This is a genomic window from Shinella sp. GW821-FHT10F02 (assembly GCF_058809275.1).
In genome coordinates, this window is the sequence record NZ_JBXASL010000006.1 from 15,603 (window position 1) to 40,654 (window position 25,052).

Here is a 25,052-nt window from a genome sequence, read left to right on the forward strand (position 1 = left end):
TCGCGCGGTTTTCCGTCCGGAACTGCGCAAAACAAGGAGACTTCATGCGCTGCCCCTATTGCGGTTCGGAAGATACGCAGGTGAAGGATTCCCGTCCGGCAGAGGACGGGGCCGCCATTCGCCGTCGGCGCATCTGCCCGGATTGCGGCGGTCGGTTCACGACCTTCGAGAGGGTGCAGTTGCGCGAGCTCATGGTCGCCAAGAAGACGGGCCGCAAGGCCCCCTTCGACCGCGACAAGCTGCTTCGATCCTTCGAGATCGCGCTTCGCAAGCGGCCCGTCGACCGAGATCGCATCGAACGCGCGGTCTCGGGCATCGTCCGCCGGCTCGAAAGCTCGGGCGAGACGGAAATTTCGTCCGAAGAGATCGGCCTTCAGGTGCTTGAAGCGCTGAAGGCGCTCGATGACGTGGCCTTCGTGCGCTACGCCTCGGTCTATCGCGACTTCTCCCATGTCGACGATTTCGAGAAGATCCTCGCCGAGGTCTCCGCCAAGATCGCCCGCGACCCGGGCGTCGACGGTTAGATGTCCGGCGTTGCCGACGATAAGCGGTTCATGGCAGCGGCGCTCCGCCTCTGCCGCCGCAATCTCGGCCTGACCGCTACCAATCCCTCCGTCGCCTGCCTCATCGTCAAGGACGGTGTCATCCTCGGTTCCGCCGTTACAGCACCGGGCGGCCGGCCGCATGCCGAAACGCAGGCGCTCGCCGAGGCCGGCGAGGCGGCACGCGGCGCGACCGCCTATGTCACGCTCGAACCCTGTTCGCACCATGGCAAGACGCCGCCCTGCGCCGATGCGCTGATCGCCGCCGGCGTCGCCCGCGTCGTCGTCTCGGTGACCGACCCGGACGAGCGGGTGGCGGGCAGGGGGCTTTCGATGCTGCGCGATGCCGGCATTGCGGTCGAGACGGGCGTTCTGGAGGCGGAAGGCCGGGAAGCGCTCGCCGCCTATCTGAAGCGGCAGACGAAGAAGCGGCCTTATGTGACTCTGAAACTTGCCGTTTCCGCCGATGGCATGCTTGGCCGGCTCGGCACAGGGCAGGTGGCCATCACCGGGCCGGTGTCGCGCGGGCAGGTGCATGTTCTGCGCGCCGAAACGGACGCGATCCTCGTCGGCATCGGCACGGCGCTCGCCGACGACCCGGAACTGACCTGCCGCCTGCCGGGGCTCGAAGCCCGCTCGCCGGTGCGCATCGTGCTCGACCCGCGGCTGGAACTGCCGGTGGCCTCGAAGCTTGCGCGCACGGCGCGCGAGGTTCCGGTCATCGCGGTCACGACGAAGGAAAGCGCGCATGATCCCGCCCTTGCCGCCCGGCACGAGACGCTGGAAGCCGAGGGCGTCGAGGTGCTGACCTGCGATCCACGCCGGCTCGACGCATTGCTGGCGGCGCTTGCCACGCGCGGCATTTCCTCGCTGTTGGTCGAAGGCGGCGCGCGGGCGGCGCGGTCGTTCCTCGATGCAGGCCTCGTCGACCGCATCTTGCTGTTCAACGGCACGGGCACCATTGGCAAAGACGGGGTCGCATCCCCATTTGTCTCCGGGCGGATGCCGGACGGGTTTTCGCTCCGCCGCACGGCGCATTACGGCGCGGATAGTTTGCAAGAATACGAAAGAGACGATTGATGTTTACCGGCATTGTCACGGATATCGGAACGGTCGAGACGGTCGAGCCCATGAACGAGGGCGTTCGCCTGCGCGTGCGCACCGCCTACGACCCCGCCACCATCCCCATGGGTGCCTCGATTGCCCATTCCGGCACCTGCCTCACCGTCACGGCGCTGCCGGAGGAGGGCTCCAATGCCCGTTGGTTCGAGGTCGAGGCCTGGGAAGAGGCGCTGCGGCTGACGACCATCGCCGGCTGGAAGGCTGGGACGAAGATCAATCTCGAACGCTCCCTCAAGATCGGCGACGAGCTCGGCGGCCACATCGTCTCCGGCCATGTCGATGGCAAGGCGGAAATCCTGTCGGTCGAGGCCGAGGGCGACGCCACGCGCTTCCGCATCCGCGCGCCGGAAGGCCTGGAACGCTTCGTCGCCCCCAAGGGCTCCGTCGCGCTCGACGGCACCTCGCTCACCGTGAACGCCGTTGATGGCGCCGTCTTCGACGTGCTCCTCATCCGCCACACGCTGGAAGTCACCACCTGGGGCGAGCGCAAGGCCGGCGATTTCGTCAATTTCGAAGTCGATACCATGGCGCGGTACGCGGCGCGACTTGCGGAGTTTCCCGCCCCGAAGGCGTGACGGTGGCGTGACATTTTCGATGCCGTTACGCATCGGGACAGCAGGAGTTAAAAATCTGCCGTCCGAGGTAACGATATCGATACCTCTCGCTCCCTAGTGTGCGGGCATCGGACTTTTGGAGACCGTTGCCGCATGGCGCCTGACTACCACACCCTCCTGCTGGCGATCGGGCTTGCGGGCTTCTGCCTGTCGGCGACGCTGTTTGCCTCGTGGATGTCGGCGCGTGTCGAGCGGTTCCTCCTGTCCTGGGCGATCGGCATCGGCTGCATCGTGCCGGCCGTGGGGGTTTACAGCGTCTATATCGACGGCGTGAACGTCGCCGTCGGATGCCTCGCCTTCCTGCTGCAGTTCCTGGGCTTCTCCTTCATCTATGGCGCCGCCTACCGGTTCCGCTCCGGCAACAGGGCGCGCCGGCGCATCGTGGCCTTGTTCCTCACCTGCTCGGCGATAGCCCTGCCGCTGCTGATCGCCGGTTATGACGGTCTCGGCTTCATCGCGCTCAACCTGTTGCTGGTCGGATGCCTTACCGCGACGGCGTGGGAATATTGGCGCGCGCGGCAGGAAGCGCCGCTGCCGCTCACCGGCATCGTCATCCTCTACCTGCTGACGGCACTCTCCTTCCTGCTTTGCGCCGGCGTGCTCATCCACGACGGCAAATGGGTAATGGGCCATGCGCCGGAAAACTGGGCGGAAAACCTCAACCTCATCGCCGCGATCATGGGCATCACCGGCATCGGCGCCATGTCGCTGGCGCTCAACCAGTGGCGCGTCGCCGGCAGCCACCAGCGCGCCGCCATGACCGACCCGCTGACCGGTCTGCTCAACCGCCGCGCCCTCTTCGACCGCTACGGCGACATGCCGGTGCGGGAAAACGGCGCCGCGATCGCTTTCGACCTCGACAATTTCAAGTCGGTCAACGACCGCCATGGCCATGCGGCCGGCGATGCCGTGCTGACCGCTTTCGCCGATATCCTGCGCGACGCCTGCGGCGCCTCAGCCTGCATCGCCCGCCTCGGCGGCGAAGAATTCATCGTCGTGCTCAACCGCACCCTGCCGGACCGGGCGCAACGCATCGCAGAGCGCATTCGCGAGGATTTCGCCTCAAAACTCATCCCCATCGGCGGGCGCTCCATCACCTGCACCGTCAGCGCGGGCATCGCCTTCGGCAGCGAGGAGGGCGTCAGCTTCGATTCCTTGCTCAGCAATGCCGACAAGGCGCTCTACATGTCGAAGCGCAACGGCCGCAACCGCGTCTCGCTCGCCGCCTGAACCGCCTTACGCGCCGGGCTCGCCCTCCCAGTAATCGATGGTTTCGCCCGCGCGCGCCATGGTGCGGAACTCCGTCCTGCCGCCGGTGGCAAGACGCGTCTTGGCCAGGAATTTCCCGGAATCCGGATATTCGCAGATCTCGGTCGCCGCCATGGACGAGATCGACAGGTATTTCAGCGGCACCGTGCCGGTATTGATGATCTGGTGCGCCGTTTCCGCCCCGCCGGCCGGTGCGCCGAGCACGTCGCCAGGGCCGACGAGATGCCGCTCGTCGCCGTAACGATAGGTGCCGTGGCCTTCGAGGATGACGAAAAGCTCGTCCTCGACATGGTGGCTGTGAAAGGGACAGCCGGACTTGCCGGGTGGCACCTCGCCATAGCCGATACCGAGGTCTTTCAGGCCGAGAACCGCGCCGAAGGATGCATCGCGGGACTCGTAGAGCGAGCCCTGCGTCCAGTGCTCCAGTTCCAGCTTTGCAAGGTTGACGATCGGCGGTTTGCGGTCATCCATTGTTTTCTCCTCTGCCGGCCTTGACATATCGTTCACTTTTTGTTCATGTCTGTCAACCCCGTTCCAAGCGACAAGGCCCATGCCGGGAGCCGAAATCGCTGGGCGGGGCGGAAAACTCTTGCCAAGCATCGCCCGTCGTGGTTTGACCGCCGCCTCTGCCCGCATTTGCGCGGCCTGCCTCCAATTTTCAGGTGATCCATGGCCAACAGCGATAATCCCCATCTCCTCATCGTCGAAGCCCGCTTCTACGATGACATGGCCGATGCGATGCTCGACGGCGCCAAGAACGCCTTGACCACCGCCGGCGCCAGCTACGATGTCGTGACCGTCATGGGCGCGCTCGAAATCCCGGCCGCGATCGCCATGGCGCTTGACGGCATGGAAAACGGCGGCACGTGGTATGATGGTTTTGTGGCACTCGGCATGGTCATCCGTGGCGAGACCTACCATTTCGACATCGTCGCCAACGAATCCAGCCGTGCCCTGATGGACCTCGCCGTCAGCGAAAGCCTGCCGATCGGCAACGGCATCCTGACCGTCGAGAACGACGAGCAGGGGTGGGCGCGGGCGCGCCGGTCGGAAGGCGACAAGGGCGGCTTTGCGGCGCGTGCGGCACTCACGATGATCGAATTGAAGAAGAAACTGGGCGGCGAACAGTGACGACGGACAAGGACCAGCAGCCGGTAAAGCCGGCCAACCAGCGTGGTGCTGCGCGGCTTGCCGCCGTGCAGGCGCTCTACCAGATGGATATCGGCGGCAGCGGCGTGCTCGAGATCGTCGCCGAATACGAAACCCATCGCCTCGGCCAGGAAATCGACGGCGACACCTATCTGAAGGCGGACGCCTCCTGGTTCCGGTCGATCGTCGCGGGCGTCGTGCGCGACCAGCGCCTGCTCGACCCGATGATCGGTGCCGCGCTGCAGGACGACTGGGCACTCTCGCGGCTCGATTCCACCGTGCGCGCCATCCTGCGCGCCGGCACCTTCGAGCTGAAGGAACGCAAAGACGTTCCGATCGCCGTGATCGTTACGGAATATGTCGAGATCGCCAAGGCCTTCTTCGACGACGAGGAGCCGAAGCTGGTGAATGCGGTGCTCGACCGGATCGCCAAGCAGCTGCGTCCGGATACGCGCAAATAGGTTGGTAGAGTGGCATGAGCACGGGTACGGTCGAAGGTCTTGAACGGGAACTTTCGGCCGCGCGCCGCAATGTCTTCCTCCTGATGTTCGCACAGGCGCTGCTGGCGTCTGCCGGGCCGATAGCCTTTTCCATCGGCGGGCTCGCCGGCTACAACCTGCTCGGCGCCGACAAGTCGCTCGCGACCGCCCCGCTCACCGCCTTCAATGTCGGCGTGGCGCTCGGTGCGGTGCTCGTCGCCATCGCCGCGCGTCTGCTCGGCCGCACCTACGGTTTCATCGTCGGTGCTCTGCTCGGCGCAGCCGGCGGCCTGATCGCGGCCATCGCGCTCTTCCGCGGCGATTTCTGGCTCTTTGCCTTCGGCTTCGTCTTCATCGGCATTTCCGGCGGTTTTGCGCAGAAAATCCGCTTCGCGGCCGCCGATGCCTCGCCGTCCTTCTACAAGCCGCGTGCCATTTCCTGGATTCTCGCAGGCGGCGTCATCTCCGCCGTGCTCGGCCCCCAGGTTGTCATTCTCACCAAGGACATGTTCGAGCCGGTGCTGTTTGCCGGCGCCTTCGTGGCGCTGGCGCCGCTCTGCCTTGCCGCCATCGTGCTCTTCCTGTTCCTGCGCCTGCCGGATCACAAGGCGCAGGCCGTTGCGAGCGGCTTGCCCGTCCGGCCGCTCCGCGAAATCGTGCTGACCCAGCGCTTCATGACCGGCATGATCTGCGGCATCTCCTCCTATGCGCTGATGACCTTCATGATGACCGGCGCGCCGCTCGCCATGGTCATCGGCTGCGGCTTCTCGCCGGAGCTTGCGACGCTCGGCATCCAGTGGCATGTGCTCGCCATGTTCGCGCCGAGCTTCTTCACCGGCATGCTGATCCAGCGTTTCGGCACGGAGAAGGTCGTGGCGGCCGGCCTGATCATCCTCATGGCCTGCGCGCTGGTGGCGCATGCGGGCATCGAGCTGTGGAATTTCTGGGGCGCGCTGATCCTGCTCGGCATCGGATGGAATTTCGGCTTCATCGGCGCCACCGCCATCGTCGCCTCCAGCTACCAGCCGCACGAGGCCGACAAGGTGCAGGGTTTTCACGATATCATCCTGTTCGGCACGGTGGCGCTCGCCTCCTTCTCCTCCGGGAAGGTCTTCAACGCCTATGGCTGGCAGACGATCAACCTGATGTTCTGGCCGATCACCGGCGTCAGCCTGGTCCTCGTGCTTCTCCTGCTGCTGCGCACCCGCCGCGCCGCCGTCTAATCGTTTCGCATCCGATCGGCGCCGAAAAATCCAGCGCACAGCACGGCTTGCCGCAGTGCGGCGGCTTGACGCAGCCGATTCGCAAACGCACTCTGGCCGCGCGTCGGCCCCCGCCTTGTGAGGAGGCAAAACGGGGACGGGCGCGAACCGGCCGCAGGGAGAGGACCCGGCGGTCTCCAAGGAGGACAGAGCGAAAATGACCATATTGTTGGGCGTGATCGCATGCGGGTTGCTTTCGGTGGTTTATGCCATCTGGGCGACGCGGTCGGTGCTTGCCGCCGATCAGGGGAATGCCCGCATGCAGGAAATTGCAGGTTATATCCGGGAAGGGGCGCAGGCCTACCTCACCCGGCAATACAAGACCATTGCCATCGTCGGGGTCGTCGTTTTCGTCGGCACCTGGCTACTGCTTTCCGCAACGGCTGCGATCGGTTTCCTGATCGGCGCCGTGCTGTCGGGTGTCGCCGGGTTCATCGGCATGCACGTTTCCGTGCGGGCCAATGTGCGCACGGCTCAGGCCGCGTCCGTCAGCCTGTCCTCCGGCCTCGATATTGCCTTCAAGTCGGGCGCGATCACCGGCATGCTGGTGGCGGGCCTCGCCCTTCTCGGCGTCTCGATCTACTACGGCTATCTCACCGCCATCCTCGGCCAGGACCCGGCCTCGCGTGAGGTCATCGATGCGCTGGTGGCGCTTGGCTTCGGCGCCTCGCTGATCTCTATCTTCGCCCGTCTCGGCGGCGGCATCTTCACCAAGGGCGCGGACGTCGGCGGCGACCTCGTCGGCAAGGTGGAAGCCGGCATTCCGGAAGACGACCCGCGCAACCCGGCGACCATCGCCGACAATGTGGGCGACAATGTCGGCGACTGCGCCGGCATGGCTGCCGACCTGTTCGAGACCTATGCGGTGACCGTCGTCGCCACCATGGTTCTCGCGGCGATCTTCTTCGCCGGCGCCCCGGTTCTCGCCACCGCCATGATCTACCCGCTGGCCATCTGCGGCGCCTGCATCATAACGTCGATCATCGGCACCTTCTTCGTCAAGCTCGGCTCGAACGGCTCGATCATGGGCGCCCTCTACCGGGGCCTCATCGTCACGGGCGCGCTGTCGATCCTCGGCCTTGCGGCCGCGACGTCGGTCACCGTCGGCTGGGGTGTGGTCGGCACCGTCGCCGGCAAGGAGATCACCGGCACGAACCTCTTCATCTGCGGCCTGCTCGGCCTCGTGGTGACGGCGCTCATCGTGGTGATCACCGAATATTACACCGGCACCAACAAGCGCCCGGTGAATTCGATCGCCCAGGCATCGGTCACCGGCCACGGCACGAACGTCATCCAGGGCCTTGCGGTCTCGCTGGAATCGACGGCACTGCCGGCCATCGTCATCGTCGGTGGCATCATTTCCACCTACCAGCTCGCCGGCCTGTTCGGCACCGGCATCGCCGTCACCGGCATGCTCGGCATTGCCGGCATGATCGTGGCGCTCGACGCCTTCGGCCCGGTCACCGACAATGCCGGCGGCATCGCCGAAATGTCCCACCTGCCGCCGGAAGTGCGCAAGTCGACCGACGCGCTCGACGCCGTCGGCAACACGACGAAGGCCGTCACCAAGGGCTATGCGATCGGTTCGGCGGGCCTCGGCGCGCTCGTGCTCTTCGCCGCCTATTCGAACGACCTCGCCTATTTCGCGGCAAACGGCGACAAGTATCCGTATTTCGCGGATATGGGGCCGGTCTCCTTCGACCTCTCCAACCCCTATGTCGTTGCCGGCCTGATCTTCGGCGGCCTCATCCCGTACCTCTTCGGCGGCATCGCGATGACCGCCGTCGGCCGTGCGGCTGGCGCCATCGTCGAGGAAGTGCGCAGGCAGTTCCGCGAGAAGCCCGGCATCATGGCCGGCACCGAACGGCCGGACTATGGCCGCGCGGTGGATCTTCTCACCAAGGCTGCGATCCGCGAGATGATCGTGCCCTCGCTGCTGCCGGTGCTGGCGCCGCTCGTCGTCTATTTCGGCGTGCTGCTGATCTCCGGCTCCAAGGCCTCGGCCTTCGCGGCACTTGGCGCGTCGTTGCTCGGCGTCATCGTCAACGGCCTCTTCGTGGCCATCTCCATGACCTCCGGTGGCGGCGCATGGGACAATGCCAAGAAGAGCTTCGAAGACGGCTTCGTCGACAAGGACGGCCAGCGCCACATGAAGGGTTCGGAGGCTCACAAGGCTTCCGTCACTGGCGACACCGTCGGCGATCCCTACAAGGATACCGCAGGCCCGGCCGTCAACCCGGCGATCAAGATCACCAACATCGTGGCGCTCCTGCTGCTCGCCGTCCTGGCCTGATCGGCAAGACGCACAAAAGAAAACCCCGGGGAGAGATCCCCGGGGTTTTTTGATTCTGCGATACTGGCAGCGCTTACTTCGGGCCGCCGGTGTTGAAGAAATTCTGGATCGCCGCACCCGGCGCATTGCCGCCGCCACCACGCAGCAGCTGGCCGAGGAAGGTGAGCTCGACGCCGCCGGTCGGCGTGACGCGGGAGATCATGTCGAAGACACGGCCGTCCTTCAGCGTGTAATGGGCGAGGCGGTCGACGACGCCTTCCTTGTCGAAATAGACGGCGAGAATGCTCTGCTCGACGACCTTCGGCTTCATGAAGGCGACGGGGCGCGTGCGCTTCTGGGAAATGTAGTAGAAGACTTCGTTGTCGAAGGTCGCGGTCGCCGATGGCGAGCCGAGCGAGAGCAGGACCTGTTCGCGCGACGAGCCGACCGGTGCCAGCGCCAGGGTTTCCTGGTCGACGACATACCCTTGATGCAGCACTTCGCCCGGACCCTGGCAGCCTGCAAGAACGGATGCGGAGAGGGTGACGGCAATGGCGGCGTTACGCAACAGCTTCATGTTCAGAGCATCTCTCTTCAACAACATCCCCGGGACTGTGATGGCCGCGCAGCCATTGCAATTCATGCCTGCTTCGGTAAACCAGCTTCGACCGTCATGCAACATGACTTGCGACGGCTCCATTGTTTGAATCGGGCAAAACTAGGCTTTATGATGATTTTCGGCCTGTTCGGCAAAAAAAACGGCAACCGGCGCATCGTCGAAAAACAGTACGCGACGCTGACAAAGGCGGCGCGTCACCCCTATCTCTATGAAGTGCTTGATGTTCCGGACACGGTGATGGGCCGTTTCGAGATGCTGTCGGCCATGCTGATCCTCTACTTCCGGCGCACGCGCAAAAGCGCCACGTCGGGCCAGGAGATCGCCCAGGAGATCGTCGACGCCTTCTTCGAGGACGTCGATCACTCGATTCGCGAGCTCGGCGTCGGCGATGTCGGCGTGCCGAAGCGCATGAAGAAGTTCGCCGGCATGTTCTACGGCCGGCTGGAATCCTATGCCGCGGCGCTCGATTCCGGCGACCGCGAGGCGCTTGCGGCAGCACTCCGCCGCAACATCCATCCGCAGGCGGGCGAGGGCGCGCCGTCGATGGCGGGGCTTGCCGACTATCTCTTTTCGGCCGAAAAGACGATGACGGCCGTCGGCGAGGACGAGATCGAGATCGGTGCGCTCGGCGTGGCGGAACCCGGCGAACAAGGACAGACCGCCTGAAGGAGGCGCAAGGACGAGAGAATGAACACAGACGACACGCCGTTTTCCTACCCGGTCAAGGTGGGACACATTTCCGCCAACCCGGTCTCGGTGACGATCGAGGCCGACGCCGAGGAGCGCGCGGGGCTGGCAAGGCTCTGGTCCGTGCTGGAGGTGAAGGCGCTCTCCGCCACCCTCCAGGTGCAGCGCTGGAAGCGCGACGGCGTGCGCCTCAAGGGGCGCGTCGAGGCGGATATCGTGCAGGCCTGCGTCGTGACGCTCGATCCGGTCGAGGCGCATATCGACGAGTCGGTCGATGTCATCTTCGTGCCGGAGGGCTCCAAGCTCGCGCGGCTTCCGCTGGCGACGGAGAGCGGCGAGATGCTGCTCGATCCCGATGGCCCGGACGCGCCGGAAATCTTCTCCGGCGACACGATCGACGCCGGCGTGACCGCCGCCGAACATGTCGCCCTGGCGATCGATCCCTATCCGCGCCGGGCCGACGTCGCCTTTTCCGGCCATATCGAAAGCACCGACAAGGACGATCGGAAGCCTTCGCCCTTCGCCGTTCTCAAGGACTGGAAAAAAGACTGAACGGCTCCATAAGCGCCCGATAATTCAGTTGTGCCCCCGGCGAAAAGCGGTATTTTGACCGAATTCCGCCGCGGCAGGCCTCTGCCCCTGGAAAACAAGAACTAAGGCAAGACACGCGTGGTCAGAATTTCCGTCGACGTCATGGGTGGCGATTTCGGCCCCAAGGTCGCTATCCCAGGCGCAGCCAAGGCTCTCGAGCGCCATCCCGACATCCGCTTCGTGCTTTTCGGCATTTCTGCCGAATGCGAGCCGATCCTGGCGCAATATCCGAAGCTGAAGGCCGCAAGCGTCTTCCATCATTGCGACGTCGCCGTCGCCATGGACGAGAAGCCGAGCCAGGCGCTGCGCCGCGGCCGCGGCAAGTCCTCCATGTGGCGGGCGATCGATGCGGTCGCCAAGAACGAGGCCGACGTCGCCGTCTCCGCCGGGAATACCGGCGCGCTCATGGCCATGTCGAAATTCTGCCTGCGCATGATGGCCAATATCGAGCGCCCGGCGATCGCCGGCATCTGGCCGACGCTGAAGGGCGAGAGCATCGTGCTCGATATCGGCGCGACGATCGGCGCGGATGCGGGCCAGCTCTTCGATTTCGCGCTGATGGGCGGCGCCATGGCGCGCGCGCTTTTCGAGATCGACCGGCCGACGCTCGGCCTGCTCAATGTCGGCGTCGAGGAGATCAAGGGCCAGGAAGAGGTGAAAGCCGCCGGCCAGCTGATCCGCGAGGCCAATTTCGACACGATCGACTATTACGGATTCGTGGAAGGCGACGATATCGGTCGCGGCACGGTGGATGTGGTGGTGACGGAAGGCTTTGCGGGCAACATTGCGCTGAAGGCGGCGGAAGGCACGGCGCGGCAGATGGCCGAGTACCTGCGCGCGGCCATGTCGCGCACCTGGCTTGCCAAGCTCGGCTATATTCTCGCCAAGAGCGCCTTCGACCGGGTGCGCGAGAAGATGGACCCGCGCAAGGTCAATGGCGGCGTGTTCCTGGGCCTGAACGGCATCGTCATCAAGAGCCATGGCGGCACGGATGCCGAAGGGTTCGCGGCCGCGGTCGATGTCGGCTACGACATGGCCCGCAACGGCCTCAAGGACAAGATCGAAAAAGATTTGCAGAAGTATCATGCGGGCCGCCCCGTTGAAGGCGCCGCCCAGGGCATGATCGACGAGGTATAGAATGATCCGTTCAGTGGTCCGCGGCTTCGGAACAGCGCTTCCGAAGCGGGTACTCACCAATGCCGAACTTGAAAGCATGGTCGACACGTCCGATGACTGGATCGTGCAGCGCACCGGCATTCGCCAGCGCTACATCGCGGGCGAGGGCGAGACGACCGCCTCGCTTGGCGAAGGCGCCGCGCGCGCGGCCCTCGACAAGGCGGGCCTGACGGCCGCCGACATCGACGTCATCATCGTCGCGACCTCGACGCCGGACAACACCTTCCCGGCGACCGCCGTCAACATCCAGAACCGCCTCGGCATGCATCACGGCTTCGCCTTCGACGTGCAGGCCGTCTGTTCCGGTTTCGTCTATGCGGTGACGACCGCCGACGCCTATATCCGCGGCGGTCTGGCCAAACGCGTACTCGTCATCGGCGCGGAAACCTTCTCGCGCATCCTCGACTGGACCGACCGCACGACCTGCGTGCTCTTCGGCGACGGCGCCGGCGCCATCGTGCTGGAAGCGCAGGAGGGGGCGGGCACCAACCAGGACCGCGGCGTGTTGACGACGCAGCTTCGCTCCGACGGTGCGCATCGCGAAAAGCTCTATGTCGATGGCGGCCCGTCCACGACAGGCACGGTCGGCCATCTGCGCATGGAGGGCCGCGAGGTCTTCAAGCATGCGGTCGGCATGATCACCGACGTGGTCGTCTCGTCCTTCGATGCGACCGGCTTTTCGGCCGACGATATCGACTGGCTGGTGCCGCACCAGGCCAATAAGCGCATCATCGACGGCTCGGCGAAGAAGCTCGGCATTCCGCTGGAAAAGGTCGTCGTCACCGTCGACCTGCACGGCAACACGTCCGCCGCCTCGATCCCGCTGGCGCTGGCGGCTGCTGCGAGCGACGGGCGAATCAAGGAGGGCGACCTTGTGCTTCTGGAGGCGATGGGTGGCGGCTTCACCTGGGGCGCGGTGCTGCTACGCTGGTAGCTGAACGCCGGCCCTCCGGACCGCTTGACCCGAGGGGGCAAGGACAATACTCTTCCGCCACTTAACCATACGCTTTCAATAGGAAATCGGTGAGGAACGATGAGCGGCAAGACGGTGACACGTGCAGATTTGGCCGAATCGGTTTTCCGGAAGGTCGGCCTTTCAAGGACCGAATCCGCAGAGCTTGTCGAAACCGTGATCGACGAGATCTGCAACGCCATCGTGCGGGGCGAGAGCGTGAAACTCTCCTCCTTCGCGACCTTCCAGGTGCGTGACAAGAACGAGCGCATCGGCCGCAACCCGAAGACCGGCGAGGAAGTTCCGATTTCTCCGCGCCGGGTGATGACCTTCAAGGCGTCCAACGTGCTCAAGCAGCGGGTGCTGAAGTCGCATCTTTCGCGCAAGGCCAAGCAGAAACCGGCGTCGCCAGCCTCCTGAAGCCGGCCTTGTAAGGCGCGATCTGGAAGATCGCGACGCGCTTCAGGCGATTTTTCTGCCGATTGCCGGCCGTTCGGCAATTTGAAACTTGAATATCGCCTGGCAACCCGCTGAAATGAATACGATTCGGCAGCGTCCAGGATTGGCGGCGCCGTAAGCTTTCATCGAGGGTAGAATGGACAAGAGTCCGGACGCGTTCCGCACCATCAGCGAAGTGGCCGACGATCTCGATCTGCCGCAGCACGTTCTGCGCTTCTGGGAGACGCGGTTCACACAGATCAAGCCGATGAAGCGCGGCGGCGGGCGACGCTATTACCGCCCGGAAGACGTGGACCTGCTGAAGGGCATCCGCCATCTCCTCTACGACCACGGCTACACGATCAAGGGCGTGCAGAAGCTGCTCAAGGTCAACGGCAACCGCTTCGTCGCGGCCATCGCCAGCGGGGACCTTGCGACCGTCGAGGCGCTCGCCGCCGCCAGCCACGAAGAACCGCCGCCGCCGAAGGCCGCCAGCGACGAGGACCAGATCGTCGGCCGCGCCAAGGCCCCCGCCAGCCGCCGCTTCTTCTCCTTCGTCGGCGGCACCGACGACCCGCCGGAAATCTCGCTGGGCAAGACCAGCGTCGGCAAGGAAGACCGCGCGCTCCTGCAGGAAGCGCTCTACGACCTGCTGGAATGCAAGCGCCTGCTCGACCAGGTCCGCTGAGCGCGCCAGAAGGGTACTCGGGCTGCATCTTGACGGAGTAGCCGAGCGGCAGCGATTGGAACATTGCTGCTGTGGACTGGTTCTCCCTTCGACGAAAGGAGACCAATATGTCCATCGAAAAGACCACACCCACGGACAACGAAATCGAAACGCCACGCGGCCCGCAGGGCACCGGCGGAATTCCCGATCGCAAGCAGGAAGACGGCGTTGTCCCGCCGATCATCAAGCCCGGCGACCAGAAGAACCCGAACGATCCGCCGCTGCCGCTCGTTAGCCCCATAGCAGGCGGCGGGACGTTTTAGCGTCTGCGGGCGGGAGAGGGTGCAAGCATCGCATGTCGCCGCGCGCTGCCCTCCCTCAGTCGCGCTGCTGCGTCGGGTCCCATCCGCGCACGAAGCCCCGGCTCATCGCTGAACGGCTCATTTCAAGCTGGTGTCGCAGATGGGCGCAATCGGCAAGCAGCGTCGCGATCGTCGCCTTTGCATCTCCATCATGCCAGGCAAGGGCGGCGCTTACGGCATCGTCCTTGCCATCGTTCGTCTTTGCTTCGTACTCGGGAAGCGGTCGCACGTCGGTATTCTCCTGTGATGGCACAGCAAGCAGGCTGGTTTGACGATTGGGGAAAGGTTTCTCACCTTTGTTCCCATTATGTTCTCATTCGCTTTTGAGTCAAGCGCGCAGACAGGATTCGGCGGGGAGAAAAAGCCCCGCACGATGGCGGGGCAAAACAAGCGTCACGCTTGGCTTTCTGTGACGCGGGGGAGTGCTCGCAAATGACAAGCGAGCGATGACACTCTACGACTTTGGTCTAATTCCGGGAAAGGCCTGATTCAGCCGATTCGGTACGGTTGTGAAAAAAATTGCACTTTTTCGACCCCAACCGACGCTGCTGCAAAACCGCCGATAACTATGAAAGCCAGGGACCGTTTCCCGGTTGCAAGGGCGCCGACATAGCCGTCACCTCTGGAATGCCAGGATAGCGCCGGAGACACGAAGGAAAAGCCGTGGCGTTTCCATGTGAATTTCTGCACGCAAAACTCCCACCGGGCGGCAATTCTCCACTTTTGTTCTGACGATTTATTTTTGGGCTTGCATCCAAATGCCCGAGACTATAGGGGTTTCGGCGGTCCGGAATGTAGCGCAGCCCGGTAGCGCACTTGACTGGGGGTCAAGGGGTCGTGGGTTCGAATCCCGCCATTCCGACCATTTTCTTCTCCCTGATTTCCTGAGTTTGCAGGTTCCGCGCGCGGAACTTTGCGCCCCCGTCCGCGTTCCTCCGCCGCCGGCTCCTTCGCCGGTGCTATCCGGAGCTTGAGGAGACGGGAATGGAAGATGCAGGTATCGGCTGGATCGCGGCCATCATCATCGGCGGCATCGCGGGCTGGCTCGCGGAAATGTTCATGAAGAGCAACATGGGCGTGCTGATGAACATCGTGCTCGGCATCGTCGGCGCGGCTGTGGCCAATCTGCTGCTCGGGCTGATCGGCGTCTCGCTCGGCGGCTGGATCGGTTATCTGATCGCCGGCTTCATCGGCGCCTGCGTCCTCATCGCGATCGCAAGGGCGATCCGGCGGTAGGGTAGCGGCAAGGTTTTTAAAGGGCCGTCTCTCCGCGAGGAGAGGCGGCCTTTTCGTTTCAGGCGATGAGGCCGCGGTAGACGGCTTCCGTCTCGCTGATCATGCGGGCCAGGCTGTAGTCGCCGCTGCGGGCGCGGGCGGCGGCGCTGTGGCGGGCGAGGCGGTCGGGATCGCTGAGGCGCAGCATGGCGCCGGCGAGCCGTTTGGGATCGTCGTCGTTTTCGACCAGCACGCCGTTCTCGCCGTCTTTCAGCACCATGGAAGCGCCGCCGACATCGGTGAGGATCAGCGGCTTGCCGGCAGCGGCGGCCTCCAGCATGACATAGGACATCGCCTCGTAGCGGCTCGGCATGACGAGCACGTCGATGGCCGCCATCGCTTGCGGCCCTGTAAAGCCGGTGGTGAGGCGGATGCGCGGGGCATGGTCGGAGGCCTTGACCTGCTTTGCGACCGCGCGCTCCGCTTCGCCGGAACCGATCATCACCAGATGGGCATTCGGCACGCGGCCGGCGAGAAGTTGGAAGGCGGCGACCAGGCGCTCCGGCGCCTTCTGGCGACAGAGCCGGCCGACGAAGCCGAAGAGCAGGGCGTCATCGGGGATGCCGAGCGCCTGGCGCACCGAGCCGCGGGCGTGGTCGGGCGGGGTCTCCACGCCGTTGACGACGATCGACAGTTTCTCCCGCGGCATGCCGAGCGCGCGAGCATGGGCATATTCATCGGCCGAAACGCAGATCAGCTTGTCGGTAAAGCCGCGCGCGAGCAGCTTTTCGATCGAGCCGTAGACCTTGCGGCCAAGATTGCCGAGGCCGGGATCCATGGTGCGGAAGGCATGCGGCGTGTAGACCCGCGGGACGTGGCGGCCGGGCAGGCGCAGGCGCGAGAGCGCGCCGGCCTTGGAACTGTGGCCGTGCACGATATCGAACGGGCCGGCGCGGCGCATGACGGCGCGGATCGCCCGCCAGGCATTGAGGTCCGAGGGGCCGGGCGAGCGGGTCATCGCGACGATATGCGTGCCGGCAAGGGCAAGCGACTGCAATTCCTCGACGAAGCGCTCTTCGGCTCTCAGCGGCGAATAGATCGCGTGCACGATATGGCCGCGCGCCTGCATGCCCCGGCAGAGATCGATGAAATGCCGGCCGGAGCCGCCGCCGCTCGGCTCCAGCACCTGGAGCAGGCGCATCTGCCGCGGGTTCCTGTCCTGTTTGGTGCTCATGGCCGGTCCGATGCGATCTTGCTTGTGTGGCGTGCTTCAAGCGCGAGGCAGCCCCATACGATGCCCAGCAGCAGGTAGAAATGGCGCCAGTGGTCCGTGTCGATGACGAAGCCGATCGCGGTATGGCCGCCGATGGTGATGTAGGCGATCATCAGGTAGGGCTGCCATGGTCGGTTGCGCAGCAGCGCCTTGAAGCCGGCCCATAGCGTCCAGACGATCAGGGCGAGGTAGCAGACGAAGCCGAGCCAGCCATAGGTGGTGAGCGATTTCAGCCAGATATTGTGCTCGTCTTCCGGAAACATCGTGCTGAACACCATGGGGCCGATGCCGAGCGGCTTTTCCATTGCCATCAGGAAGCCGATGCGATGGCGGTCGAAACGGCCGAGATGGCCGCCGTCATATTCCTGCACGAGCTGGGTGCGGCTGGAGAAGAGGTCGGCGACCTTGTCAAACTGCAGGGCGACGACCAGCGCGAGGATCATCAGGCCGGCGGCGGAGATGCTGAGGATGAGGATCTTCAGCCGGAAGGCGCCGGTGCGCTCCTTCAAAAGCATGACGAAGACGAGCGCCACGACAGAGAAGAGATAGAGCGCCCATGCCGCACGCGAGAAGGACAGGAACAGGCCGAGTGCGAGGATCAGCACGCCGGCGACCTTCAGGGGGGCGGCGAGGATGCGGCCGGTGAGCAGCCCGTGCATCAGGTAGAGCGAGGGCGCGACGAGGAAGGGGCCGAAGACGTTCGGGTCCTGGAAGGCGCCCTTGGCGCGGTCGTAGAGCGTGAAGGCCTCGGAGCCAGGAAAGGCATGGAAATAGCCGAGGATGCCGAGGAGAGACGTGATGAGGGCGCCGGCCACCCAGGCACGAAAGATGAGGTCGAGCCGCGCGGGCCCCGCCTCGATGATGGCGGCGAAGAAGACGCTGGAAAGCGCCAGGAACAGCGAGACGGCGATATACATCGGCCCGCCGGCAAGGTCGTCCATCACGGTCAGCGACAGCATGCCGCCGACATTGAAGAGCACGAGGAGGATCAACAGTGGCGCGATGTTGCGCGAGATGCGCAGGCCGACGATCGCCCACAGGCCGATGAGGCCGGCCATGAAGACCTCGTAGGGCGCCGGCTCGCTGATGACGAAACCCGACAGGAACACGCCGACCGTCACCAGCATGGAGCCGATGATGCCAACGGCCGCGAGATGCGGCCGGAAGGGCTGGGCGTAGGGTAAGGCCGCGTCGCTCAATACGCGTTTTCCGTATTGAGCAGGCGGAAGGGCGTCAGGAACAGGATCTTGAGGTCGAGCCAGAGCGACCAGTTCTCGATGTAATAGAGGTCGAACTCGGTGCGGAAGCGGATCTTGTCGTCATGGTCGATCTCGCCGCGCCAGCCGTTGATCTGCGCCCAGCCGGTGACGCCGGGCTTCACCCGGTGGCGGGCAAAGTAGCCCTCGACGACATCGACATATTTGCGGTCGTGCGACTGGGCCTGGATCGCGTGCGGGCGGGGTCCGACGAGCGAGAGATCGCCCCTCAGGGCATTGAAGAACTGCGGCAATTCGTCGATCGAGGACTTGCGCAGGAACCGGCCGACGGGGGTGACGCGCGGATCGCCCTTCGTCACGGCGGCCTTGGCCGAGGGGTCGGCAAGGTGCGTGTACATCGAGCGGAACTTGTAGACCTCGATGATCTCGTTGTTGAAGCCGTGGCGCTTCTGCTTGAAGATGATCGGGCCTTTCGAGGTGAGTTTCACGGCGATGGCCGCGCCGAGCATCACCGGCCAGAGGAGGGCAAGCGCGAGCAGGCTGAAGAAGATGTCGAAGATGCGCTTGGCGACATTGTCCCAGTCGGCGATCGGCTTGTCGAAAATGTCGAGCATCGGCAGGCTGCCGACCTGTGAATAGCTGCGCGGACGGAAGCGCAGGCCCTTGGAATGCGCCGCAAGGCGGATATCGACGGGAAGCACCCAGAGCTTCTTGAGCAGCGCCAGGATGCGCGCCTCGGCCGACAGCGGCAGCGAGATGATGAGCATGTCGATGCGTGCCAGCCGCGCGAATTCCACCAGTTCCGCGACATTGCCGAGTTTCGGGTAGCCGGCGATGATCGAGGGCGAGCGGCGCTCGTCGCGGTCGTCGAAGATGCCGCAGATGCGGATGTCGTTTTCCGGCTGGTGTTCCAGCGTGCGGATAAGCTCTTTGGCCGGTTCCCCGCCGCCGACGATGACGGCGCGGCGCTCCATGGTGCCGTTGCGAGCCCAGCGGCGGATCGAATAGGCGATGATCTGCCGCTCAAGCACGAGGTAGACGCCGCCGGCGGCAAACCACGAGGCGAACCAGACGCGGGAATAGTGATCGCCGGATTTGAAGAAGAAGACGATGAGCGCCATCGTGGCGAAGGCGATGGCCCAGGCGGCGAGGATGCGCGGCGTCATGCGCCAGGGCGAGCGCAGCGCCGGCACCTGGTAGGCATCCGCGAGCTGGAGCAGCAGCACGCCGATCGCTGCGCCGCCGACAAGCACCGACAGGTAGAACACCGTCATGCCCATGCTGACATAGAGAACATGGATGCCGTAGCCGAGCGTCAGCAGCGCCAGGAATTCGACGAGGCGCAGCAGGCCGATGATCATGCTGGGCGAATAGGTGTCGGCGCGGAACTGGAGCGCGATCTTCTGGGCGAGCGGATTGAGCTCGACGGTCTTGCCGCCGTCATACTCTTCCGCCGGCGTTCCCGGCGTGATGGTCCTGATCTCGGAGGCTTTCCGCCTCAGGGCTTCCGCATCGAAGGAAACGGGCTTGTCGACATGGTTCATGGCACGCACCTGTGGAGGCTTTGTACCGGAAATAGCACGAAGCCCCTAAGAAACGTTTACGTGGCGTGAGGCGGCGGCCTCAGGAAGCGTGCCGATTTCCGCCATTCTGCCGGGCCAGGATCTCGCGGTAGAGGCTGAGCAGCGAAGAGGACATGACAGAGGCGGAAAAGGTTTCCTTGAAAGCCTTTGGCTCCGGCATCACCTTGCGCCGCCAGTCCGGATCGCCCACCGCTTCGGCCATCACGGCCGCCAGCGCATCGGGATTGCCGGGCTCGACAAGCGCGATGCTGTCGGGGCCGAGCACTTCCGGAATGCCGCCGACGCGGCTGGCGATGACAGGTTTGCGCGCGGCAAGCGCCTCCAGCACGATATAGGGCATGGCCTCGGCGCGCGACGGCACGACGACGTTGCGGGTAAGCGCGAAGGCGTCGTGCGCCTTCATGGCGGGCAGCATGCCGATGCGCCGGCCGAGGCCCGCGCGCAGCATCATGTCCTCGTATTTCGCCTTGTCCGGCCCGTCGCCGATCATCAGCGCTGACAGCGGCCGGCCGACGCGGCGTTCGGTGCGGGCGAAGGCGTCGACGAAGAGGTCCGGCCCCTTCAGGTCGCGCAGCATGCCGATATAGAGGAAGTCGACGGCGTCCTCGCGCGAATAGACGGGCTCGAAGTCGCGATCGTGAATGCCGTTGTAGATGCGCTCCGTGCGCACGCGTGGTTTTCCAACGCGCGCGGCATAGGCGTCCCGCTCGTAATCACAGACGAAGACGAGCGCGTCGCCGAGCGGTTCGAGCAGCCGCTCGGCCGCCAGCACCGCGAAGCCTGTCGCGGTGCGGCGGTCGTAGTGCAGGCTGCCGCCATGCGGCGAGTAGAGGCGGGCTACGCGATACCTGTTGACCCGCAGGGCTGAGCCGATGAGACGGGCAATGGCGCCACCCTTGGCGCCGTGCCCGTGCAGGACATCCGGCTGCAAACTTTTTATTTCATGATAGCTGTTCCAGAACGCGCGGATGTCGCCCGGGCTGACCGACCGGCTGATCGGCAGGCGAACGAGGCCGAGTGCCAAGTAAGGCCGGATCTCGTCGAAAAGCCCGTCCTCGAAGGTGCTTCCCGTAAGGCTGTCGCAGACGATCCCGACTTCATGGCCTGCTTTCGTGTGGAATTCCGCGAGATCGCGCACATGCCGGAAGATGCCGCCGATGGGAGAGCGGAAACAATGTATGATTCGCAGGGGCCCATCGTCCGCCATGACGATCAGAACAGCCGTTCACGGACATAGATCGTATCACCGGCCAGGACCGGATCGGAGATGGAGACGCGGCCCGTGAGAATCTTGCCGTTGATCTTGCGTGTGACGTCGACATTGCCCTGGTTGGCGCGCGGCGAGAAGCCGCCGGCGACCGCGATGGCGTTCTGGATCGTCATGCCGGCGACATAGCTGTACTGCCCGGCCTGGCCCACTTCGCCCATGATGTAGATCGAGCGGTAGCGGTCGACCTCGATGGAGACGTCGGGATCGCGCAGATAGCCCTGGCGGAGTTTTGCCGCGATGGCGCCTTCGAGTTCCTGGATCGTCTTGCCGCGCGCGGGCACCGCACCAATGAGCGGGAAGGCAACGTAGCCCGCCTGGTCGATCGAATAGGTGTTGGTAAGGCCGGTCTGCTCGAAGACGGTGACGCGCAGGCGGTCGCCGCTGTCGAGCCGGTAGGGCTGGATGGTCGCCTCGTGGAACGCCTTGGGGGCGGGGCGGTAACTGCTGCAGCCCGCGACGGCCGGCACGATGAGTGCCAGCGCGAGCAGCATGCCCTTGTTGATGGTGGCGAATGTCATTCGCTTGAACCCAATCCCGCAAATCAGAAATCTGATCCCCGTTATCGATCCGTTAGGGTTAATGGCTGGTAAAGGCGCCGGCCGGCCGGGTCCGATTTTTTCGTGAAAGAAGCGCGCGACGGTGAGGGGACAACCGCCGGTAATTAACCCTTGCGTTACCATGTTTGTTTACCGTGCCCGGAAATCGTCGTGTCATCGTCGTGTGGTGGAGTAGGGATATGTCGGGCGTTCACGGAAGCCAGCAGGATGTCGATATCGACCTTGGCGGTCTTTTCGGCGCGATCTGGCGCAACCGCATGCGGGTGCTTCTGGCAACCGTCGCCTGCGCAGGCATCGCCTTTGCCGGCGCAAACCTCATCACGCCCAAATACAAGAGCGAGGCACGCCTCCTCATCGAAACGCGCGAGCCGGCCTTCACGACGGGCACGGACCGTTCGCAGGGCCGCGAACAGCCGGCCTTCGACGAGCTCGGCATCGCCAGCCAGGTGCAGCTCCTGAAATCCGCCGACCTCATCAAGCAGGTCACGCGCAACATGAAGCTGCAGGAACTGGAGGAATTCGATCCGACGGCGCAGCCCTCCGCCATTTCCGACCTGCTGGTTCTTTTCGGGCTCAAGAAAAATCCCCTCGATCTTGCTCCCGAAGACCGCGTGCTGAAGGAGTTTGCCGAAAAGCTCGTCGTTTACCAGGTCGAGAAGTCGCGCGTCATCGCCATCGAGTTCAGCTCGAAGGACCCGGGCCTTGCCGCGCGGATCCCCAACGAGATGGCCAAGGTCTATCTCTCGCTGCAAAGCGGCGCCAAGCTCGACACCAATTCCGAGGCGACGCGCTGGCTGGAGCCGGAAATCGCCAACCTGCGCGAAAAGGTACGCGAGGCCGAGCAGAAGGTCGCCGAATACCGCTCGAACTCCGACCTCCTGCCGACGGGCGAAAACTCCACCTTCGCCGTGCGCCAGTTAAACGACATCTCGACGGAACTTGCCCGCGTGCGCGGCGAACGCGCCAATGCGGAAGCGCGCGCCGAAAGCGTGCGCAACGTGCTGACGGCCGGCGGAGCGCCCGATACCCTGACCGACGTCGTCGGCTCGCAGATGATCCAGCGGCTGAAGGAAAGCGAGGCGCAGATCCAGGGGCAGATCTCCGATCTCTCCACCTCGCTGCTGGAAGGCCATCCGCGGCTGAAGGGCCTGCGCTCGCAGCTCGTCGGCATCCGCGGGCAGATCAAGGCGGAGACGCAGAAAATCCTGTCGAGCCTCGAAAACGAGGCAAAGACCGCGCGGCTGCGCGAAACGCAGCTCGTGCAGCAGCTCAACACGGTGAAGGCGGACACGGCGCGCGCCGGCGAGGACGAAGTCGGCCTCAAGGCGCTGGAGCGCGAGGCGACGGCGCAGCGCCAGCTGCTCGAAACCTATCTCGCCCGCTACCGCGAGGCGACGTCGCGCACCGGCAGCGGCTCGACGCCGGCCGACGCTCGCATCATCTCGGCGGCCGTCGAGCCGACCGAAGTCTCCTTCCCGAAAGTCCTGCCGATCACCATCGTCGGCGCTGCCGCGGGCTTTGCGCTGAGCGCCATCGTCATCCTGCTTGCCGAACTGTTCAGCGGCCGCGCCCTGAAGCCGGTCGGCGTCGTCGCCTATCGCCGCGAGGAGGAGATCGACGAGATCGAGCCCGAAATCGTGGTGGAAGAGCCGGTCGTCAAGCCGGAACCGGTGGCGCATGCCGAGCCGGTGGTGCGCAAAGAGCAGGTGGTTCACGCCGAGCCGGTGGCCCGGCCGGACTACGGCCCCATCAAGGACGTGCGCGCGCCGGCAAAGTCTTTGCTGTCGAGCATTGCGCCCGACGAGGACGAGGTCGAGCCGGAGGTTGTTCAGGCCTCGCTGCTCGATACGCCCGGCCTTGCCGATGACGGCGACTTCTCCGTTGCCTCCGTCGCCTGGCACATGATCGAGAACAACGTTTCCGTCGCGATTTCCGTCTCGCCCTCCGGCGATCGTGGCTCGACCGCCACCGTCATGCTCGCCCGCCGCATCGCGGAAGAGCACCGCAAGACGCTGCTGATCGACCTGACCGGCTCGGCCTGCCCGACGCGCCTGATGGCGCAGTCGACCCATGTGCCCGGCATCACCGACCTTCTCGTCGGCGACGCGGCCTTCGGCGACATCATCCATGGCGACCGGCTGTCCAGCGCGCATATCATTCCGCGCGGCAACGCCAACATCAAGCGGGCCATGCGGGGCATCGACCGACTGGCGATGGTGATCGATTCGCTCGCCGACGCCTATGACACGGTGATCGTGGAATGCGGCCCGGCCGAAGTGGAGGGTGTGCGTCGTCTCACGCGCGGGCAGGAGACGGATATCATCCTCTCCATTCCGGGTGCCGAGGAGGACGAGATCGTCGAACTGATCGGCGCCTTCGGCGAAGCCGGCTACAGCGAGATCGTGCTGATGACGGGCGAGGGCGCGGAGCCGCCGCATTATCCGGGGCGCCGCGCGGCCTAAAAAGCTCTATTCCGCGTCGTCGCCGGCGCGGACGAACTCCGTCTTGCCCGAGCGCATGCGCTGCAGGAAGGAATAGACCTGCGGGTTCTGCTTGATGAGCCGCTTGGCGCCGGCCTTCGCCCGGTGCACGGCCGCGACCATGCTGCCGGCCACCGTCGTCGGCCACAGCAGGTCATGCTGCGGCGTTTCGATCGTGCACCAGGAGCGCTTGTAGGGCTGGTCGCCGATGCCGAAATCGAAGAGGCGCACGCCTTCGCCGCACAGTTTGCGGATCGCCAGGTAGAACAGGAATTCGCCGGGGCTGGCATCGGCCGCGATCGTGTCGTCGATCGAGCCGAACTGGCAGATCACATGGTCGCCCTTGCGCGAGAGCCCGGCAATGGCGACGATGCGCCCGTCGTTTTCGCCCTTCAGGCGCACGGCATGGATTTGGAGCGGATAGTTGCCGTCCTTCGCCGGCACCGCGATCGCGCGGCGGAAGAAATTGCGCGTTTCCTCGTCGCGAAAGACGTCCGGCAGGCCCATCGTGTCGAAACGCGCGGCCTTCTGGCGGAAGAAGGTTTCGAGCAGGTGGCGGCTTTCCTCATTCGTGGAGGCAACCACATGTTCATAGCCGCCGAGTGTCGCCAGCCGGCGCTCGGAGAGGCGGAATTTCTTGCGGCGGCGTTTTGCGTTGACCTGCGCCAGCGTGCGGTCGAAATCGTCGAAAAGCTCGAGCTGGAAGGCGGCGTTCTGGTTCAGAACCGAGGGCAGGTCGGCAAAGGAATTCGTTTCCCCGCGCCAGTTGAGCGGCACTTTTTCCAGCATGAAAAGGTCGAAATAGCGGGCGAACTGGCTGCGCGCCTGCTCGAACGCCTGGCGCAGGCGCGGCGGTGCGGCGAGGAAGTGGAATTCTTCCGTATAGAGCCCGGTATTGATGTTGCTGAAGGAGGTCGCGAGAAAGCGGGCAGTGCGCACCGGCCCGTGGCGCACGATTTCGAGCGGCAGGATGAGGTGGGTGCGTCCGCCGGAAAAACCTTCGACGATCAGGAGCTTGCAGGCATGGGTCTCCGCCCAGGCGCGGCACCAGTCATAGCTCTGGTGGAGCGAAAGCTTGTTTTCCGCTTCGAGCGCCCGCCAGCGGGTTTCCAGCGATTCCATGCGGTCGTGCAGGCGGATCGACAGCGGCACCGTCGAGGGCGTGCGCTCGCCGCCGGCGACAAGGCCCAAATAGCGGCTCGCGAGCTCGCGCTCGGACGGCATGATCTGGAAATTGAGTTGCATCGCTCCCATGG

Annotated in this window: 26 protein-coding genes and 1 tRNA gene; 18 read left to right on the top strand and 9 right to left on the bottom strand. The window is 64.7% G+C overall.

Features of this window, described 5'->3' with window-relative positions:
* Nucleotides 1-44 precede the first annotated feature (44 nt).
* The 4 genes from nrdR (at nt 45) to AC1RWL_RS18780 (ending at nt 3,508) form a co-directional block, all read left to right on the top strand.
* Nucleotides 45-524 (top strand): transcriptional regulator NrdR, encoded by a 480-nt coding sequence (gene nrdR / locus AC1RWL_RS18765; RefSeq protein ID WP_256118899.1) that lies wholly within the window; start codon nt 45-47, stop codon nt 522-524.
* Nucleotides 525-1,622 (top strand): bifunctional diaminohydroxyphosphoribosylaminopyrimidine deaminase/5-amino-6-(5-phosphoribosylamino)uracil reductase RibD, encoded by a 1,098-nt coding sequence (gene ribD, locus AC1RWL_RS18770; protein ID WP_493096370.1) that lies wholly within the window; start codon nt 525-527, stop codon nt 1,620-1,622.
* Nucleotides 1,622-2,239 carry a riboflavin synthase gene (locus tag AC1RWL_RS18775; protein ID WP_492648975.1) on the top strand — a complete coding sequence of 206 codons (618 nt, stop codon included), beginning with the start codon at nt 1,622-1,624 and terminating at the stop codon, nt 2,237-2,239. The genes ribD and AC1RWL_RS18775 overlap by 1 nt, the downstream gene beginning before the upstream one ends.
* Before the next feature lie 132 nt (nt 2,240-2,371).
* On the top strand, nt 2,372-3,508 hold the full coding sequence (locus tag AC1RWL_RS18780) for a GGDEF domain-containing protein (RefSeq protein WP_493096369.1): 1,137 nt from the start codon (nt 2,372-2,374) through the stop codon (nt 3,506-3,508).
* A 6-nt stretch (nt 3,509-3,514) separates the two neighbouring features.
* Here the strand turns inward: AC1RWL_RS18780 and AC1RWL_RS18785 are convergent, their stop codons facing one another.
* Nucleotides 3,515-4,018, bottom strand: coding sequence for a cupin domain-containing protein (locus AC1RWL_RS18785; RefSeq protein WP_493096368.1), 504 nt, complete (start codon nt 4,016-4,018; stop codon nt 3,515-3,517).
* Nucleotides 4,019-4,216: 198 nt separating this feature from the next.
* Between AC1RWL_RS18785 and ribH the strand changes: the two genes are divergently transcribed.
* The 4 genes from ribH to AC1RWL_RS18805 all read left to right on the top strand — a co-directional run bounded on the left by ribH (nt 4,217) and on the right by AC1RWL_RS18805 (nt 8,730).
* A complete protein-coding gene (ribH, locus tag AC1RWL_RS18790) occupies nt 4,217-4,678 on the top strand; it encodes a 6,7-dimethyl-8-ribityllumazine synthase (protein WP_256118904.1) in 462 nt (153 codons plus the stop codon).
* Nucleotides 4,675-5,157 carry a transcription antitermination factor NusB gene (gene nusB, locus AC1RWL_RS18795; RefSeq protein WP_256118905.1) on the top strand — a complete coding sequence of 161 codons (483 nt, stop codon included), beginning with the start codon at nt 4,675-4,677 and terminating at the stop codon, nt 5,155-5,157. The genes ribH and nusB overlap by 4 nt, the downstream gene beginning before the upstream one ends.
* 14 nt (nt 5,158-5,171) lie before the next feature.
* Nucleotides 5,172-6,398: an MFS transporter gene (locus AC1RWL_RS18800; RefSeq protein ID WP_493096367.1), complete on the top strand. Its 1,227-nt coding sequence runs from the start codon at nt 5,172-5,174 to the stop codon at nt 6,396-6,398.
* 196 nt (nt 6,399-6,594) lie between these two features.
* Nucleotides 6,595-8,730, top strand: a complete 2,136-nt coding sequence (locus AC1RWL_RS18805; protein ID WP_493096366.1) for a sodium-translocating pyrophosphatase — start codon at nt 6,595-6,597, stop codon at nt 8,728-8,730.
* A gap of 73 nt (nt 8,731-8,803) precedes the next feature.
* On the opposite strand, the gene AC1RWL_RS18810 is transcribed toward AC1RWL_RS18805, so the two are convergent.
* Nucleotides 8,804-9,286: an outer membrane protein assembly factor BamE gene (locus tag AC1RWL_RS18810; protein ID WP_435265245.1), complete on the bottom strand. Its 483-nt coding sequence runs from the start codon at nt 9,284-9,286 to the stop codon at nt 8,804-8,806.
* A 153-nt stretch (nt 9,287-9,439) separates the two neighbouring features.
* Between AC1RWL_RS18810 and AC1RWL_RS18815 the strand changes: the two genes are divergently transcribed.
* From AC1RWL_RS18815 to AC1RWL_RS18845, 7 genes are all read left to right on the top strand, one after another.
* Nucleotides 9,440-9,994 carry a ubiquinol-cytochrome C chaperone family protein gene (locus AC1RWL_RS18815; protein WP_493096389.1) on the top strand — a complete coding sequence of 185 codons (555 nt, stop codon included), beginning with the start codon at nt 9,440-9,442 and terminating at the stop codon, nt 9,992-9,994.
* Nucleotides 9,995-10,015: 21 nt separating this feature from the next.
* Complete coding sequence (locus tag AC1RWL_RS18820; protein ID WP_493096365.1) at nt 10,016-10,567, top strand: YceD family protein; 552 nt, start codon at nt 10,016-10,018, stop codon at nt 10,565-10,567.
* Between the two features lie 117 nt (nt 10,568-10,684).
* Entirely contained in the window at nt 10,685-11,743 is a 1,059-nt protein-coding gene (gene plsX, locus AC1RWL_RS18825) for a phosphate acyltransferase PlsX (RefSeq protein ID WP_256118910.1), read from the top strand.
* A gap of 1 nt (nt 11,744) precedes the next feature.
* A complete protein-coding gene (locus tag AC1RWL_RS18830) occupies nt 11,745-12,716 on the top strand; it encodes a beta-ketoacyl-ACP synthase III (RefSeq protein WP_435265247.1) in 972 nt (323 codons plus the stop codon).
* Nucleotides 12,717-12,815: 99 nt separating this feature from the next.
* Complete coding sequence (locus tag AC1RWL_RS18835; RefSeq protein WP_023513396.1) at nt 12,816-13,154, top strand: integration host factor subunit alpha; 339 nt, start codon at nt 12,816-12,818, stop codon at nt 13,152-13,154.
* Between the two features lie 175 nt (nt 13,155-13,329).
* Nucleotides 13,330-13,860 (top strand): MerR family transcriptional regulator, encoded by a 531-nt coding sequence (locus AC1RWL_RS18840; protein ID WP_256118913.1) that lies wholly within the window; start codon nt 13,330-13,332, stop codon nt 13,858-13,860.
* 107 nt (nt 13,861-13,967) lie between these two features.
* Nucleotides 13,968-14,162: a hypothetical protein gene (locus AC1RWL_RS18845; protein ID WP_493096364.1), complete on the top strand. Its 195-nt coding sequence runs from the start codon at nt 13,968-13,970 to the stop codon at nt 14,160-14,162.
* A 55-nt stretch (nt 14,163-14,217) separates the two neighbouring features.
* On the opposite strand, the gene AC1RWL_RS18850 is transcribed toward AC1RWL_RS18845, so the two are convergent.
* Complete coding sequence (locus AC1RWL_RS18850; protein ID WP_493096363.1) at nt 14,218-14,430, bottom strand: hypothetical protein; 213 nt, start codon at nt 14,428-14,430, stop codon at nt 14,218-14,220.
* Nucleotides 14,431-14,989: 559 nt separating this feature from the next.
* Here AC1RWL_RS18850 and AC1RWL_RS18855 point away from each other — a divergent pair.
* Together AC1RWL_RS18855 and AC1RWL_RS18860 are read left to right on the top strand one after the other, a co-directional pair.
* A tRNA-Pro gene (locus tag AC1RWL_RS18855) sits at nt 14,990-15,066 on the top strand.
* A gap of 119 nt (nt 15,067-15,185) precedes the next feature.
* Nucleotides 15,186-15,437, top strand: a complete 252-nt coding sequence (locus AC1RWL_RS18860; protein ID WP_256118916.1) for a GlsB/YeaQ/YmgE family stress response membrane protein — start codon at nt 15,186-15,188, stop codon at nt 15,435-15,437.
* Between the two features lie 58 nt (nt 15,438-15,495).
* Here AC1RWL_RS18860 and AC1RWL_RS18865 read toward each other — a convergent pair whose 3' ends face one another.
* The 5 genes from AC1RWL_RS18865 to AC1RWL_RS18885 all read right to left on the bottom strand — a co-directional run bounded on the left by AC1RWL_RS18865 (nt 15,496) and on the right by AC1RWL_RS18885 (nt 21,277).
* Nucleotides 15,496-16,650 (bottom strand): glycosyltransferase, encoded by a 1,155-nt coding sequence (locus AC1RWL_RS18865; protein ID WP_493096362.1) that lies wholly within the window; start codon nt 16,648-16,650, stop codon nt 15,496-15,498.
* On the bottom strand, nt 16,647-17,888 hold the full coding sequence (locus tag AC1RWL_RS18870; RefSeq protein ID WP_493096361.1) for an O-antigen ligase family protein: 1,242 nt from the start codon (nt 17,886-17,888) through the stop codon (nt 16,647-16,649). Before AC1RWL_RS18870 ends, AC1RWL_RS18865 begins: the two co-directional genes overlap by 4 nt.
* On the bottom strand, nt 17,885-19,450 hold the full coding sequence (locus AC1RWL_RS18875) for an undecaprenyl-phosphate glucose phosphotransferase (protein ID WP_493096360.1): 1,566 nt from the start codon (nt 19,448-19,450) through the stop codon (nt 17,885-17,887). Before AC1RWL_RS18875 ends, AC1RWL_RS18870 begins: the two co-directional genes overlap by 4 nt.
* A 79-nt stretch (nt 19,451-19,529) precedes the next feature.
* Complete coding sequence (locus AC1RWL_RS18880) at nt 19,530-20,696, bottom strand: glycosyltransferase family 4 protein (protein ID WP_435265253.1); 1,167 nt, start codon at nt 20,694-20,696, stop codon at nt 19,530-19,532.
* A gap of 5 nt (nt 20,697-20,701) precedes the next feature.
* Nucleotides 20,702-21,277 carry a polysaccharide biosynthesis/export family protein gene (locus AC1RWL_RS18885; protein ID WP_256118921.1) on the bottom strand — a complete coding sequence of 192 codons (576 nt, stop codon included), beginning with the start codon at nt 21,275-21,277 and terminating at the stop codon, nt 20,702-20,704.
* A gap of 218 nt (nt 21,278-21,495) precedes the next feature.
* Between AC1RWL_RS18885 and AC1RWL_RS18890 the strand changes: the two genes are divergently transcribed.
* Entirely contained in the window at nt 21,496-23,778 is a 2,283-nt protein-coding gene (locus tag AC1RWL_RS18890) for an exopolysaccharide transport family protein (RefSeq protein WP_493096359.1), read from the top strand.
* Nucleotides 23,779-23,784: 6 nt separating this feature from the next.
* Here AC1RWL_RS18890 and AC1RWL_RS18895 read toward each other — a convergent pair whose 3' ends face one another.
* Nucleotides 23,785-25,050 (bottom strand): GNAT family N-acetyltransferase, encoded by a 1,266-nt coding sequence (locus AC1RWL_RS18895; protein ID WP_256118923.1) that lies wholly within the window; start codon nt 25,048-25,050, stop codon nt 23,785-23,787.
* Nucleotides 25,051-25,052 lie beyond the last annotated feature (2 nt).